The sequence below is a fragment of the Okibacterium sp. HSC-33S16 genome (assembly GCF_024171565.1).
In the GTDB taxonomy this organism is placed as follows: Bacteria; Actinomycetota; Actinomycetes; order Actinomycetales; family Microbacteriaceae; genus Mycetocola_A.
Genome location: NZ_JALJZZ010000005.1, coordinates 147,310 through 159,548, shown reverse-complemented (window position 1 = coordinate 159,548; position 12,239 = coordinate 147,310). Strand labels below are relative to the sequence as shown.

At 65.5% G+C, this 12,239-nt stretch carries 16 protein-coding genes; 8 read left to right on the top strand and 8 right to left on the bottom strand.

The annotated features are described in order from the left end of the window. The first annotated feature begins 6 nt into the window (after nucleotides 1–6). Nucleotides 7–1,185, top strand: coding sequence for an AMP-binding protein (locus L1277_RS12480; protein WP_253376784.1), 1,179 nt, complete (start codon nucleotides 7–9; stop codon nucleotides 1,183–1,185). A 44-nt stretch (nucleotides 1,186–1,229) separates the two neighbouring features. Here L1277_RS12480 and L1277_RS12475 read toward each other — a convergent pair whose 3' ends face one another. Next, on the bottom strand, nucleotides 1,230–1,676 hold the full coding sequence (locus L1277_RS12475) for an Hsp20/alpha crystallin family protein (protein ID WP_253376783.1): 447 nt from the start codon (nucleotides 1,674–1,676) through the stop codon (nucleotides 1,230–1,232). Nucleotides 1,677–1,859: 183 nt separating this feature from the next. Here L1277_RS12475 and L1277_RS12470 point away from each other — a divergent pair, with 183 nt between their 5' ends. Then, nucleotides 1,860–2,843 carry a 1,4-dihydroxy-2-naphthoate polyprenyltransferase gene (locus L1277_RS12470; RefSeq protein ID WP_374110233.1) on the top strand — a complete coding sequence of 328 codons (984 nt, stop codon included), beginning with the start codon at nucleotides 1,860–1,862 and terminating at the stop codon, nucleotides 2,841–2,843. Here the strand turns inward: L1277_RS12470 and L1277_RS12465 are convergent, their stop codons facing one another. Continuing rightward, entirely contained in the window at nucleotides 2,844–3,161 is a 318-nt protein-coding gene (locus tag L1277_RS12465) for a DUF4229 domain-containing protein (protein WP_253376782.1), read from the bottom strand. Between the two features lie 116 nt (nucleotides 3,162–3,277). On the opposite strand from L1277_RS12465, the gene L1277_RS12460 reads away from it, so the two are divergent. From L1277_RS12460 to L1277_RS12450, 3 genes are all read left to right on the top strand, one after another. Then, nucleotides 3,278–3,688 carry a PLDc N-terminal domain-containing protein gene (locus L1277_RS12460; RefSeq protein WP_253376781.1) on the top strand — a complete coding sequence of 137 codons (411 nt, stop codon included), beginning with the start codon at nucleotides 3,278–3,280 and terminating at the stop codon, nucleotides 3,686–3,688. Then, a complete protein-coding gene (menD, locus tag L1277_RS12455; protein WP_253376780.1) occupies nucleotides 3,681–5,384 on the top strand; it encodes a 2-succinyl-5-enolpyruvyl-6-hydroxy-3-cyclohexene-1-carboxylic-acid synthase in 1,704 nt (567 codons plus the stop codon). Before L1277_RS12460 ends, menD begins: the two co-directional genes overlap by 8 nt. A 62-nt stretch (nucleotides 5,385–5,446) precedes the next feature. Further along, complete coding sequence (locus L1277_RS12450; RefSeq protein WP_253376779.1) at nucleotides 5,447–6,337, top strand: PPK2 family polyphosphate kinase; 891 nt, start codon at nucleotides 5,447–5,449, stop codon at nucleotides 6,335–6,337. Here the strand turns inward: L1277_RS12450 and L1277_RS12445 are convergent. After that, a complete protein-coding gene (locus L1277_RS12445; protein ID WP_253376778.1) occupies nucleotides 6,334–7,602 on the bottom strand; it encodes an isochorismate synthase MenF in 1,269 nt (422 codons plus the stop codon). The two genes, L1277_RS12450 and L1277_RS12445, sit on opposite strands and share 4 nt — an antisense overlap. A gap of 51 nt (nucleotides 7,603–7,653) precedes the next feature. Continuing rightward, nucleotides 7,654–7,899: a DUF1272 domain-containing protein gene (locus L1277_RS12440; protein ID WP_253376775.1), complete on the bottom strand. Its 246-nt coding sequence runs from the start codon at nucleotides 7,897–7,899 to the stop codon at nucleotides 7,654–7,656. Between the two features lie 82 nt (nucleotides 7,900–7,981). Between L1277_RS12440 and L1277_RS12435 the strand changes: the two genes are divergently transcribed. After that, nucleotides 7,982–8,689 (top strand): demethylmenaquinone methyltransferase, encoded by a 708-nt coding sequence (locus L1277_RS12435; RefSeq protein WP_253376774.1) that lies wholly within the window; start codon nucleotides 7,982–7,984, stop codon nucleotides 8,687–8,689. Between the two features lie 26 nt (nucleotides 8,690–8,715). Here L1277_RS12435 and L1277_RS12430 read toward each other — a convergent pair whose 3' ends face one another. Next, entirely contained in the window at nucleotides 8,716–9,093 is a 378-nt protein-coding gene (locus L1277_RS12430; protein WP_253376772.1) for a hypothetical protein, read from the bottom strand. Between the two features lie 41 nt (nucleotides 9,094–9,134). Between L1277_RS12430 and L1277_RS12425 the strand changes: the two genes are divergently transcribed. Then, nucleotides 9,135–9,788, top strand: a complete 654-nt coding sequence (locus tag L1277_RS12425; protein WP_253376770.1) for a cold shock and DUF1294 domain-containing protein — start codon at nucleotides 9,135–9,137, stop codon at nucleotides 9,786–9,788. A 67-nt stretch (nucleotides 9,789–9,855) separates the two neighbouring features. Then, complete coding sequence (locus L1277_RS12420; RefSeq protein ID WP_253376768.1) at nucleotides 9,856–10,320, top strand: pyridoxamine 5'-phosphate oxidase family protein; 465 nt, start codon at nucleotides 9,856–9,858, stop codon at nucleotides 10,318–10,320. 68 nt (nucleotides 10,321–10,388) lie between these two features. On the opposite strand, the gene L1277_RS12415 is transcribed toward L1277_RS12420, so the two are convergent. The 3 genes from L1277_RS12415 to L1277_RS12405 are packed head-to-tail and all read right to left on the bottom strand — an operon-like array spanning nucleotide 10,389 to nucleotide 12,195. After that, nucleotides 10,389–11,198 carry a putative protein N(5)-glutamine methyltransferase gene (locus L1277_RS12415; RefSeq protein WP_253376766.1) on the bottom strand — a complete coding sequence of 270 codons (810 nt, stop codon included), beginning with the start codon at nucleotides 11,196–11,198 and terminating at the stop codon, nucleotides 10,389–10,391. Continuing rightward, nucleotides 11,195–11,767 carry a YdeI family protein gene (locus L1277_RS12410; RefSeq protein ID WP_253376764.1) on the bottom strand — a complete coding sequence of 191 codons (573 nt, stop codon included), beginning with the start codon at nucleotides 11,765–11,767 and terminating at the stop codon, nucleotides 11,195–11,197. Before L1277_RS12410 ends, L1277_RS12415 begins: the two co-directional genes overlap by 4 nt. Next, nucleotides 11,767–12,195: a VOC family protein gene (locus L1277_RS12405; RefSeq protein WP_253376762.1), complete on the bottom strand. Its 429-nt coding sequence runs from the start codon at nucleotides 12,193–12,195 to the stop codon at nucleotides 11,767–11,769. The genes L1277_RS12410 and L1277_RS12405 overlap by 1 nt, the downstream gene beginning before the upstream one ends. Between the last annotated feature and the right edge of the window lie 44 nt (nucleotides 12,196–12,239).

Sequence of the window (12,239 nt, the reverse complement as noted above, 5' to 3'; positions counted from 1 at the left end):
GACATCATGACGAGGCCACTCACCCGGGTGTCGGCCGCAGACCCGCTGGAACTGATGGTCGAGCTGCGGCGTGCACTCGACCGTTCGGGACCGGCAGTCACTCCGGTCGACGACACCGGCGAGGGCACCGTGTTGCTCGGGCCCACCGACGACACAGTTCCGCAGCCCGTCGGAGTGGTCGTCGAAACCTCGGGGTCCACCGGTGTGCCCAAGCGGGTGGCCCTCAGTTGCGACGCCCTGCTGGCCAGTGCGGCCGCATCCGCCACGGTCCTCGACGGGCAGGGGCAGTGGGTACTCGCGCTTCCGGCGCACTACGTCGCCGGCATCCAGGTGCTCGTGCGGTCGATCGCGGCAGGTACCACCCCGATCGTTCTTCCGCCGGGCCACTTCGACCCCCTGGCCTTTGCCGACGCGTCGAAACAGCTCACCGGTGAGGCGCGCTTCACGTCGCTTGTGCCGCTGCAGGTGTCTCGGTTGCTCGAGTCCCGAGCGGGACTCATGGCGCTTCGCCGGTTCGACGGCATTCTCGTCGGGGGCCAGGCAATGCCGCTCTCGCTCCTCAGTCGGGTCGAGCAGCTCGGCCTGCCGATCTACCGCACCTATGGCTCGAGCGAAACCTCGGGCGGCTGCGTCTACAACGGTGTACCGCTGCCCGGGGTGCACGTGCGCATCGTGAACGGCGCCGTCGAACTCGCCGGTCCGATGCTCGCTGAGGGCTACCTCGGCGATGAGGCACTGACCGCAAAGACGTTCGTCGTCGACGACGGGCTCCGCTGGTACCGCACCGGCGACCTCGGTGAATTTGACGACGGGGTGCTCAGGGTCACCGGGCGCGCCGACAACGTCATCATCTCGGGAGGAGTGAACGTCTCGCTCGATCGGGTCGAGCGCGTCGTGCGCGGCATGCCCGACCTCGCCGAGTCGGTCGTCGTTCGGACCGCCGATGAGCGCTGGGGCGAGGTTCCTGTCGTCGTGACGGTCGGCCGTCATCCTGAATTGACGGAGATTGCGGATGCGGTCGCCTCCGTTCTCGGCAAACCCGCTCGGCCCGCTCACGTGGTGCGTCTCGATTCGCTGCCGGTTTTACCGTCGGGCAAACCCGACCGGCTCGCCATTGTTGCGGTGGTGGCCGTTCAACTGGGATCGAACGACAACGGAGTGACCGAGCCGGAGGCATCCGTTTAACGAGCGAAAGGCCGGAGCAGGGCCCCGGCCTTTCGTGTGGGAGGTCAGCTTTCGACCGCCCCCTGTGTTTCAGGTACGCGCAGCGTGTCGGGCTGCTCGTTCGCCAGCGAGACCTCGATCTTGCGTGGCTTCGCCTTCTCCGACACCGGAATGGTGACCGTGAGCACACCGTTGGTGTAGCTCGCCTCGATGCGCTCGGTGTCGATGCCCTGGCCGAGGCTGATCTGGCGGAGGAATGAACCGGTCATGCGCTCGCGGGACAGCCACTTCATGCCTTCGCCGGCGGTGAGTGTGCGCTCGGCGCGGATCGTCAGCAGCTGGCCATCGACGTCGATGTCAACGGATCCCGGGTCGACGCCGGGCAGGTCGGCTGACAGGACGTAGTGGTCACCATCGCGGAAGAGGTCGACGGGCATCAGCCGCGGGCCCTGGCGAAGCAGGGAGTCGGTCATGCGGTCGAGGTCGCGGAAGGGGTCAAAGTTCAGTGCCATAGGATCTCTCCTTTACTCTCAACTATGTCTAACCTGTGGAGTTGAGTCGATGTGACTCAACTTCGATATCTATGGTAGCCACGCTCTCGAAAAAGTTCAAAGTGCCCGGCGTTTGCCCTGAGCGAACGGATTCGCAGGCACGCCGCCCGGTAAACTCTCACCGGAACAGAGGGAGGTTGCCGCGTGGCAGCTCAGCAGCAGAGACGTACACCGCCGAAGGCGCCCACCACCGCCAAGCGCAAGGGCAAGAGCGGAAACCCGGCGGCACGCGTCTACGACGAGGTGCGGCCAGCACGGTTCAGCGACTGGGTGGCCGGCGCTCGGATCCCGACGCTGCCGATGTCGATCTCTCCCGTTCTTGTGGGCACCGGTGCGGCGATCGCCGCAAGCGACCCGGGCCAGTACCACTGGGTGCGCGCCCTGCTCTGCCTCGTCGTGGCCGTGAGCCTGCAGATCGCCGTGAACTACGCCAACGACTACTCCGACGGCATCCGTGGCACCGACCGTGACCGCGTCGGCCCGTTCCGCCTCGTCGGCAGCGGTAAGGCCACCCCGAAGGCTGTGCTCACCGCCGCCCTGATCTTCTTCGGTATCGCGGCCGTCGCCGGCCTCGCCCTCACCATCCTCACGGCGCAGTGGTGGCTGCTGATCGTCGGTGCACTCGCGATCGTCGCCGCCTGGTTCTACACCGGTGGCAAGCGCCCCTACGGCTACCTCGCGCTTGGCGAGCTGTTCGTCTTCATCTTCTTCGGGCTTGTCGCTACGGTCGGCACAACCTTCGTGCAGATTCTCGACGTCACGCAGGAGGCGTGGTTCGGCGCGATCGGCGTTGGGCTCATCTCGGTTGCGACGCTCATCGTGAATAACATTCGTGACATCGCGCAGGACCGGGTTGCCGGAAAGCGCACATTGACGACGTTCCTCGGGACGGTGCCGAGCCGCGTGCTCTACATCGTCTGCCTGCTGGCACCGTTCGGCATTGCGGTGTGGATTGCCATTCTGTTCCCGGTTGCCTGGTTCGCGCTCTTCGCGCTGCTGGCGGCGCTGCCGGCGGCGATTATCGTCGCAACAGCGCGCACTCCCAAGGAGTACATCCTCGCCCTCAAGTTGACCGGTCTGACCCAGTTGCTCTACGGCATCGCCCTGTTTCTGGCGTTCTGGAAGTAGCTACTTCTCGGTCGGTGAAGGAGTTTCGGGAACGGATGTTGTGGCATCCGTTTTCGAAACATCGCCTGTCACGGCGTCCTCCGCATCTTCATCCTGCGTGTCGGAAACGCGGTTGCCGTGCCGGCGTTCGTACAGCTCAGCGGCAACCTGCTCGCGCGGGGAGCGCAGGAAGATGTATGACACGCTCAAGCCGATGATCGCGGCGAGGACCGTTGCTACCCAGGGCTCGAAGTTGAGAAGCAGGAGAAGGGCAAGCGGAACGGCAAACGTCAGGAGACGAAGCACCGTGTAGGTCACCACCGGAGGAATGCGTTTCACGGTTTCCAGTGTATGCGTCGGAGTCTGGGAGGACGGCGGACGAATCAACTGTGAGTACGCCTCAGCGGTTCGTGATCGCCGGGGGATTTCCCAGTCGCTGAGGCTACGATGAGGGTATGCGTTGGCTCCTCATTCTCGCGGTCGTGGTCGTTGTTGCGACGATCTACGCGGTGATCGATTGCGCCATGATGGCGCACGACAGGGTCCGCGGACTCCCCAAGCCGGTCTGGCTCGTCATCATCCTGCTGTTGCCGGTTCTCGGACTGCTTCTGTGGTTCACCGTTGGCCGTGGCCGCGCCGGTCAGGTCGCACGACCGCGACTCGCTCCGGACGACGATCCCGCCTTCATCGGAACGCTGGGGCGCGACAAGGAGCAGGACGAGCGCATCCGCCGACTCGAGGAAGAGCTTGCGTCGCTCGACTCTGACGGAGTAGATCCGCACGAACCGGGTGGGTCGAAACCGACTCCGGATAAGCACCCGGATCCGAAGCCCAAGCCTGATGACACGGGCAGGGCGGATGCCTGACGCCAGTCCGGCAACCGATTACGCGCTCGCACTTCTCGAGGAATGCATTCGGCAGGGTGTCACCGATATTGTCGTGTGCCCCGGATCCCGGTCGCAGGCACTCGCGCTCGCTGCCCGGGCGCTGGAACGCGCCGGTGAGGTGCGGCTGCACGTTCGCATCGATGAGCGGGTAGCCGGTTTCTTTGCGCTCGGCTTGTCCCTTGAGACCGGTCAGCCCGCCGTTGTCATCGTCACGAGCGGCACGGCCGTCGCCAACCTGCACCCCGCGGTTCTTGAGGCTCACTCGTCTGACGTTCCGCTGTTGCTGATCACCGCTGACCGCCCGGTTGAGTTGCGGGGGATCCGCTCGAACCAGACCACCCATCAGGTCGGCATCTTCGGCGAGGCTGTGCGGTTCACCCGCGACGTCGTTGCGCCAACCGGTGCGCCGGGCGAACGGGCCGACGCGGCCGAGCTCGCCCGTAGCGCGGTCGCCGCCGCCCGAGGTGCCGGTCGCGCCAGTGCGGGGCCCGTGCACGTCAACCTCCCGCTGCGCGAACCGTTGTCGCGGTCACTCGCCGATCGCCTGCCAGCGGGCGAAACCGAGACAGCGGACGCTCCGGCGCACGAGACTCGAGTGCCGCAAATCACCCGACCCGGCATGCTGCTCGACCGCGGCAAGCGCACCGTCGTGATCGCCGGGCACGGCTCCGGGCCGATCGCCGAAGCGCTCGCGCACGCCGGCGGCTGGCCCCTGATTGCCGAGGTATCGAGCGGCTCGCGCTTCGGTCGCAACCTCGTCGTCGCGTACCGCGAGCTCCTCGGTGAGCCCGAGTTCGGTGGCCGCGTCGAGCGAGCCGTGGTGTTTGGCCACCCGACGTTGAGCCGCCAGGTTCCTGCACTGCTCTCCCGCGAGGGAGTCGAGGTGATCGTCGTCGCGCCAACGGGTGACGAGGTGTACAACCCCGGGCGTCGAGCCGCGCACATCGTCGGTGCGGTCAATATTGTTGAGGGAAGCATCGACCGGGCCTGGCTCGGCTCGTGGATCACCGCGTCGCGGCAACTCGTCGACGCGCGTTCGACCGACAAGGCACCCGATCTCGAGGCGGCCCACTCGCATGACCCGGCCACCCGCCTGGCCTACGTCAAGAGCGAGTTCGAAGCCGTGCGGGCACCACTCGACCGCCGATCGCTCGCCCTCGCCGTGTGGGGAGCGACCTGGCCGCACGACCGGCTCGTGCTCGGCGCGTCACGCCTCATTCGCGACGTGGACGCCGCGGTGCCCGGCAAGAAAATTCACGTGCACTCGAACCGCGGCCTGGCCGGGATCGACGGAACCGTGTCGACGGCACTCGGCATCGCCGCGGCGAGCCAGCACGACGGCGCAGGGATCACCCGGGTGTTGCTCGGTGATCTGACCCTCCTCCACGATGCTGGCGCGTTGTTGAGCTCACCCGGTGAGCGGATGCCGCGCATCCAGGTGATCGTCGGAAACGACGGTGGCGGAACGATCTTTGACGGGCTTGAGGTAGCTCAGTCCACCGACGAAGCGGACATCGATCGGGTGCTCTATACCCCGCAGTCGGTGAACCTGGAAGCGCTCGCAGAAGCCTATGGCTGGGATTATGTGAAGGCGACCACCCGCTCGTCGCTCGATCAGGCGCTGACGGCACCGACGGCATCCGGGATTCTCATCGAGGTTCCGCTTCCTCGCTGACCCCGCAGGCTTTTCTGGCCCGCACTCTTGAGAGCGCTGGCCGCAAGGACCACACTGGCGGAATGAGTCCCAAGAAGATTCGACCAGCGTCGGCATGGCGGGCAGACCCCTCTGCTCTACTTCGAGTGGAGCAGGGTTTCGTGCTTGCCGATGTGGATCCGGATGCGCCGCCCGGCTTCGACGGCGGAAAGGCCGAGGGGAAAGCCGAATTGCTCGCCGATGCCCAACTGTTGAGCGACAAGCAGGAACGCCTGTTTGCGGCGTCGAAGGGTGGAGCGCCAGACGCAGTTCTGCTCGTGCTGCAGGCCATGGACACGGCGGGCAAGGGTGGCATCGTGCGACACGTGGTCGGAGCGGTCGACCCGCAAGGCGTCGCGCTCACGGCGTTCAAGGCGCCAACCGAGGAAGAACTGAGCCACGACTTTCTGTGGCGGATCGAGCGACGCGTTCCCGATCCGGGATTCATCGGGGTCTTTGACCGCTCGCATTATGAGGACGTATTGATCGGCCAGGTGCGCCACCTCGCCGAGGAGGCAGAGATCGAGCGCCGGTTCGACGCGATCCTCGATTTCGAGTCGCGGCTCGTCGACCGCTCGATCCGGGTGGTCAAAGTGATGCTGCAGATCAGCCCGGACGAGCAGAAGCGCCGGTTGGCTGAGCGGCTCGACCGGCCGGACAAGCACTGGAAGTTCAACACGGGGGATATTGACGAGCGGCAGCTCTGGCCCGACTACCAGGCCGCATATCAGGACGTTCTGGAACGCACATCGACCGAGGCCGCGCCGTGGTTTGTGGTTCCGGCGAATCACAAGTGGTACGCGCGCGTGGCGGTGCAGCGCCTGTTGCTCAACGCGCTCACCGCGATCGACCCGCAGTGGCCAACAGCGGACTTCGACGTCGAAGAGCAGAAAGCGCGCCTCGAGGCGTCGAGCGTGGAGGCCGTTCGCGCCTAGGCGAACGCGTCGAGAATCGGCCGGAACTTCATCCGGGTCTCGGCAAGTTCCTTCTCTGGAACCGACTCGGCGACGATACCGCAGCCGGCATATGCGGTGACATCGCCGTTCGGTTCCACCTGCGCGCTGCGGAGAGCGATCGCCCATTCGCCGTCACCTGCGGCGTTCACCCAGCCAACCGGTCCGGCGTACCGACCCCGATCGAACGGCTCGAGCTCATCGATCAGGGCGACGGCTCGATCGGTTGGTGCACCGGCCACTGCGGCTGTCGGGTGGAGGGCGTCAATGAGGTCGAGCGATGTGGCGTCGTCGGTGAGGCTTCCCTCGACGTCGGTGGCCAGGTGCCAGAGGTTCGGCAGCTTGAGCGTAAACGGCATCTCGCTCGTCATCACGTGTTCGGTATGCGGCCGGAGCGAGTCGAGCACACTCTGCACGGCGAACTGGTGCTCGTCCTGATCCTTGGCGCTCGACTGCAGATCGACAGCGGCCTGTGAGTCGCTCTCGGCGTCGCGACCGCGCGAGCTCGTTCCGGCCAGCACGCGCGCGGTGACCGTTCCCTTCGAGACAGTGACGAGGGTTTCCGGGCTGGAACCGACGAGACCATCGACCGAGTATGTCCAGCAGTTCGGGTAACCGAGAGCGAGGTCAGCGAGCACCCGCCTCAGGTCGGCACCGGCCGGAAGATGACCGGTGAGGTCACGCGAGAGCACCACCTTGTCGACGTCACCGGCGGCGATGTGCTCGACCGCGTCGGCGACATGTCCCTGAAAACCGTCGACGCTCTCGGCGCCCGGGGTGAGCGAAACGCGGTACTCATCACCGAACGGCGTCGATCGAAGAGGGGATGGGACCGGTGCCGTGTCCGTGTCGGCCTCCGTGATCTGCGTGACCCAGCTGACGCCGTCGCGGCGACCGATGATGGTGCGCGGGACGATCAGCACGCTCGACTTCGCCGAAGAATCAGCGAACGCGAACGTGCCGAATGCAACCAGGCCGCTCCCTGGCATCCGCACCTCGTCAGAAACGCGTGCCGCTGCCGCTACCTCTCGCCACAGCAGTGCAGCGTCACGCATGCGGGTCGGTCCGGAGAATTCGAGCCGGAGCGCTTCGCCGAATCCGGTGAGGCCATTGCCCTGGCGCAACCAAAGCAGTGGATCGTGCGGGTCAGCGAGGGGGAGCAGTGAGCGAACGTCGTCGACCTTGTGGGTCGAAACCGTGAGGTGTTGCACACGGGGGTGCTGTGCGATTGTTGCGGGTGAAATCACGCTCTCAGCCTACGCCTCGGCGCTTAAGCCGGGCTGGGAGCGGAGCAGTGCTCAGCGACTTGAGAGGCAGTTCGGGTTGTGCACACGAATCGTCGATACCGGCGCGCCGAGCTGCTTCGCCGGCGTGCGGGTGGGCCGCCGCGTCAGGTCGCCGCCGCAGTTCGGGCACCGGCCCTCTCGGAACGTTGCAGCGCAGTCGGCGCACCAGGTGCATTCGAACGAGCAGATCAGAACCGTCGAGTCCTCGGGCGACACGTCGCGGTCGCAGCATTCGCAGTTCGGGCGCATGTCGAGCATTCGGTCTCCTCGCTATATTCCTGCCAGAGTATCGGTCTCGACCGGCGGCTGAGGGCCTGCGGCGCAGTCGTACACTGGGAGCATGAACAAGGCAGATCTTTCCAAGCAACCATCGCAGGTCTCCGCCATGTTCGATCAGGTTTCGACGCACTATGACCGCACCAACACGGTCATGAGCGTCGGCAATGACCTGCTCTGGCGCGTCGCCACCACGCGCGCGGTGGATCCCCACCCCGGCGACCGCATCCTCGACCTCGCCGCCGGTACCGGAACATCGAGTGCGTCGCTCGCCAAGTCCGGCGCAACGGTCGTTGCCGCTGACTTCTCGCCAGGCATGATCGAGGTCGGCCGCAGCAAGTACTCGCTCGTGCGCAACCTGCAATTTATTGAAGCGGATGCCACGGACCTCCCGTTCGGCGACGACGAATTTGACGCCACCACGATTTCGTTCGGACTGCGGAACGTCGTTGAACCAAAAAAAGCCATCGCCGAGATGTTCCGGGTCACCAAACCGGGTGGCCGCATTGTCATTTGCGAGTTCTCCACCCCGCCGAACGCCGTGATGAAGAGCCTCTACGACTTCTACCTCGAACGTGTGACACCGGTGATGGTGAAGTTCTCGAGCTCGAACCCCGACGCGTATGACTACCTCAACGACTCGATCAAGGCGTGGCCAGCACAGCGCGAGCTGGCGTCGTGGTTGCGTGGGGCCGGCTGGACTGAGGTGGCCTACCGCAACCTCACCGGCGGAATCGTCGCGCTGCACCGGGGAACCAAGCCGCGGGTATAGCGACGGCCGATCGGTTCTCCGACCTGTCACCCACTCGGCTCGTCGAGTTCGAAAGACGAGAGAGAAAGAACAGCCATTCCTTCGGGGAGCGGCCCGTGCCGAAGCACAGGCGCCGGGTCGACACCATGCTCGATGGCTCGTCGGACATCGTGCCCGCGCTTCTGCGCCGCGAGGTGGCCGGGTGGCATCGTCCGCCCGGTGACGCTCCCAAAGCTCGATCGAGTGCCCGCTGCGAGTTCCGCGTGCAGGCGGCCGAGGTGATCGTCGAACGCCCGCCGGAACTCGTCTTCGTTGTCGAACGCGGCGACCACGACGTTGCGCTTCTGATTGCGCTCGGGGTCGAATCGGTACTCGTAGAGCACCCATCGCCACAGCGAATCGTCGGTGGGGTCGACAGAGGCCATGGGTCATGCTCTCACGCGGTCGTCCCACTAGCATCGGAAGAATGGCAGCCACCCCGACACTCACCGGACAACTCACCCGGTGGGAGGACGACCGGGGATTTGGTTTCATCACGCCGCTCGATGGTGGTGCCGACGTGTTCCTACACATCTCTGCTGTGCCTCGAACGGCGGCTCGCCCGCAGCAGGGAGATCTCCTCAACTACTCCATCGAACGCGCCGAGGACGGCAAGCGTCGAGCCACTCGGGTTGAACTGGTTCGAACGACGAGCACGGCTGCCCGCCCGCCGCGGGCACCGTCGAGTCGGCCAAGGGCCGCGGGCGTCCTTACCGCCCTTGCGTCCGCCGCTGTCTTCTTCGCGGCGCTTCTCGTCCAGACCGAATGGTGGTCGCTGCCCCAGTGGGTTGCTGTGTGGTACCTGGCCACGAGCATCCTGTGCTTCATTGTCTACAGTGTGGATAAATCCGCAGCGGTCGCCGGTCGCTGGCGCACCCCCGAGAGCACACTGCTGGGGCTTGGTCTGATCGCCGGGTGGCCCGGCGCACTTGTGGCGCAGCAGGTGCTCCGGCATAAGCTTCGGAAGTCGTCGTATATGAGCGCCTTCGCGGGCACTGTGGTCGCAAACCTCGCCGTACTGGTGCTCGTTGCGACGCCGCTCGGCGAGCGCGCGCTGTGCGTGATCGCGGACTGCGGCTGACTCGACCGCGGGGAGTGCTCGCGGTGCAGGGCTGGTTCTTTGGTGGCACGACTCATACGGTGTGAACATGACCGCCGATGATGCTCACTCTGACCCGGCGCGGCTCGCTCGGGCGCTCATCGCGGAGAACTCATTCCTCACCCTCGCCACGGCCGACGCGAGCGGGCACCCGTGGGCCTCGCCGGTGTGGTTCGCGGCACGTGGGCTTGACCTGTTTGTGTGGGCATCGAAACCGGGTGCGCGGCATTCCCGTCATATCGCAGAGAATCCCCAGGTGTCGGCGGTGATCTTCAACTCCAGTGCGGCGCCCGGCGCCGGCAGCGCCCTCTACCTGTCTGCTGTCGCAGCGCTCGCCGATGAGTCAACATTCGTCGAAGCGCTCGCGATCTACAACGAGCGATTGCTCGATCGAGGGCTCGAGGCCTGGGATCCGGCGAAACTGAGGGATCCAGCAAGACACCGGCTGTACCTGGCGGTCGTGAGCGAGGCATTCGTGCTGGATGACCGCGACGAGCGCATCCCCGTGCGGTAGCTGCGGCCACCCGCTCGTCACCAGCCCGATCCTGTAAGCCGCTTCCGGCAGACCAACGACTGCACGCGTCAACCCCGATTCGGTTGAGTCGCTGTGCCACTCACAATCGTCGCGTCGAGGTCATCCGCGCGCTCAATCCGTGCCTTGAGCCCCGCGTTCGCCACGATGTCCGCCGTCCGCTCCGCCTGGCGCTCACTGGTCTCGATGAGCAGGTACCCGCCAGTAGCGAGCCACCCCGGAGCTGCGGCACTGATCCGTCGGTGCAGGTCAAGACCGTCGTCGCCGCCGTCAAGAGTCGCTCGCGTCTCGTGCAGCCGTGCTTCTCGAGGCATCAGTGCGATCTCGGCGGTCGGCACATACGGCGCGTTCGCGACGATCAGGTCCACTCGTCCTCGAAGATCCGCAGGGAGTGAGTCAAACAGGTCGCCGATCACAACGGTTCCGCGCCCGCGCAGGTTCTCGCGAGCGCATTCCGCTGCCCGCGGGTCAATGTCCGTCGCAAACAGCGACAACGCTGGGGTTCGCTCAGCCAGTGTGGTCCCGATCGCACCGGTTCCGCAGCAGACGTCGACGGCGAGCGGATGCCTGTGCGGCCTCAGCAGTTCGGCCGCACGTTGCACAAGAAATTCGGTGCGTCGGCGGGGCACGAACACTCCGGGAGCCACCCGGATCCGGAGTCCGCAGAACTCTGCCCAACCGAGGATGTACTCGAGCGGTTCGCCCACCATGCGTCGTCGAATCAGCAGCTCAAGTTGGAATGCATCGGAGGTCGCCTCCACCAGCAACCGCGCTTCGTCCTCGGCGAAGACGGATCCGGCGCTGCGTAGCCGGTCGGCTACGTCGCTCACACGGTCCGAGGCGCGTGGTGCACTGCTCAATAGAACTTCTCGCCCCGGCCGAGTTTCTCCACAAACGCCTCGATTCGCCGCGCCCGGGTTTCCGATCGTTTGGCGTCCTGAATCCGGTAGTAGATCGCGAAACGGTTCTGGCTGCTGAGCGTCGTGTAGAACGCCGCCGCCTCTGGGTTCTTCTCCAGCGCCGCAAGGAAGTCGGGGTGTGGTTCCGCGTTTTTTGAGCCCTCGTATGCCCGTTCCCACCGGCCGTCGGCCCGGGCACGCTCCACTTCTGCCAGACCCCGCGCCTGCATCCGGCCGTCCGCGATCATGGCCTCGGCGGTCTTTACATTGCGCATCGACCAGGGGCTCTGTGGCCGCCGGGGTGTGAACTTCTGCACGTAGGTCTCGTCGTCGACCCGACGAGCCTGCCCGTCGATCCAGCCGTAGGCGAGGGCGACGTCGAGAGCTTCGGCGTAGGTCACCGTTGTCTGGCCTGATCCCTTCTTCGCCATCACCAGCCACACGCCCGGAGATGAGTGCTGGTTCTCCTCGATCCAAGCTCGGAACTCGGCTTGACCATCGAAGCGCCGCGTTTCTTGCTCCAGCGCCATTACTCGCCCAGCATTCCGCCGGTGCGGAACTCGAGGATGTCCAGATAGTGCGGGTTGTACATAACGCCGAGGATGTTGCCGAACGGGTCAACAACGGATGCGGTCACAAAGCCGGCCTCACGCTTCGTGATCGCTTCGTATTCGGTCGCACCGCGGGCGAGGAGTCGCTCAAGCGCCTGCTCCACATCGTCGACGTGCCAGAAGACCACGGCTCCACCCGGATCTGTCCTCGGGTTCGGTGAGTACCGGCGGTCGATGATGCCGAGCTCGTGTTCGAAGTCGCCCAACCGAAACTCGATGTATGCCGCCGGCCCGGTCTCCGGTCTCACGAAGTACGGTGCGATGCCGAGCAGCTCGGTATACCACTCGCGTGCCGCATCGATGTCGTCAGCGTAAAAGCTGACCGTGGCCAGGCCTCTCAAAAACATGATCGCTCCGCTTCCGGTGACCGACGTTGTTCGACACCTGAAGG

Bases quoted from the DNA above. Each gene is read 5' to 3' on its own strand.
- L1277_RS12480 (WP_253376784.1), top strand. From the start codon at position 7: ATGACGAGGCCACTCACCCGGGTGTCGGCCGCAGACCCGCTGGAACTG.
- L1277_RS12475 (WP_253376783.1), bottom strand. From the start codon at position 1,676: ATGGCACTGAACTTTGACCCCTTCCGCGACCTCGACCGCATGACCGAC.
- L1277_RS12430 (WP_253376772.1), bottom strand. From the start codon at position 9,093: ATGGCCTCTGTCGACCCCACCGACGATTCGCTGTGGCGATGGGTGCTC.
- L1277_RS12435 (WP_253376774.1), top strand. From the start codon at position 7,982: ATGAACAAGGCAGATCTTTCCAAGCAACCATCGCAGGTCTCCGCCATG.
- menD (WP_253376780.1), top strand. From the start codon at position 3,681: ATGCCTGACGCCAGTCCGGCAACCGATTACGCGCTCGCACTTCTCGAG.
- L1277_RS12425 (WP_253376770.1), top strand. From the start codon at position 9,135: ATGGCAGCCACCCCGACACTCACCGGACAACTCACCCGGTGGGAGGAC.
- L1277_RS12440 (WP_253376775.1), bottom strand. From the start codon at position 7,899: ATGCTCGACATGCGCCCGAACTGCGAATGCTGCGACCGCGACGTGTCG.
- L1277_RS12410 (WP_253376764.1), bottom strand. From the start codon at position 11,767: ATGGCGCTGGAGCAAGAAACGCGGCGCTTCGATGGTCAAGCCGAGTTC.
- L1277_RS12420 (WP_253376768.1), top strand. From the start codon at position 9,856: ATGACCGCCGATGATGCTCACTCTGACCCGGCGCGGCTCGCTCGGGCG.
- L1277_RS12450 (WP_253376779.1), top strand. From the start codon at position 5,447: ATGAGTCCCAAGAAGATTCGACCAGCGTCGGCATGGCGGGCAGACCCC.
- L1277_RS12405 (WP_253376762.1), bottom strand. From the start codon at position 12,195: ATGTTTTTGAGAGGCCTGGCCACGGTCAGCTTTTACGCTGACGACATC.
- L1277_RS12460 (WP_253376781.1), top strand. From the start codon at position 3,278: ATGCGTTGGCTCCTCATTCTCGCGGTCGTGGTCGTTGTTGCGACGATC.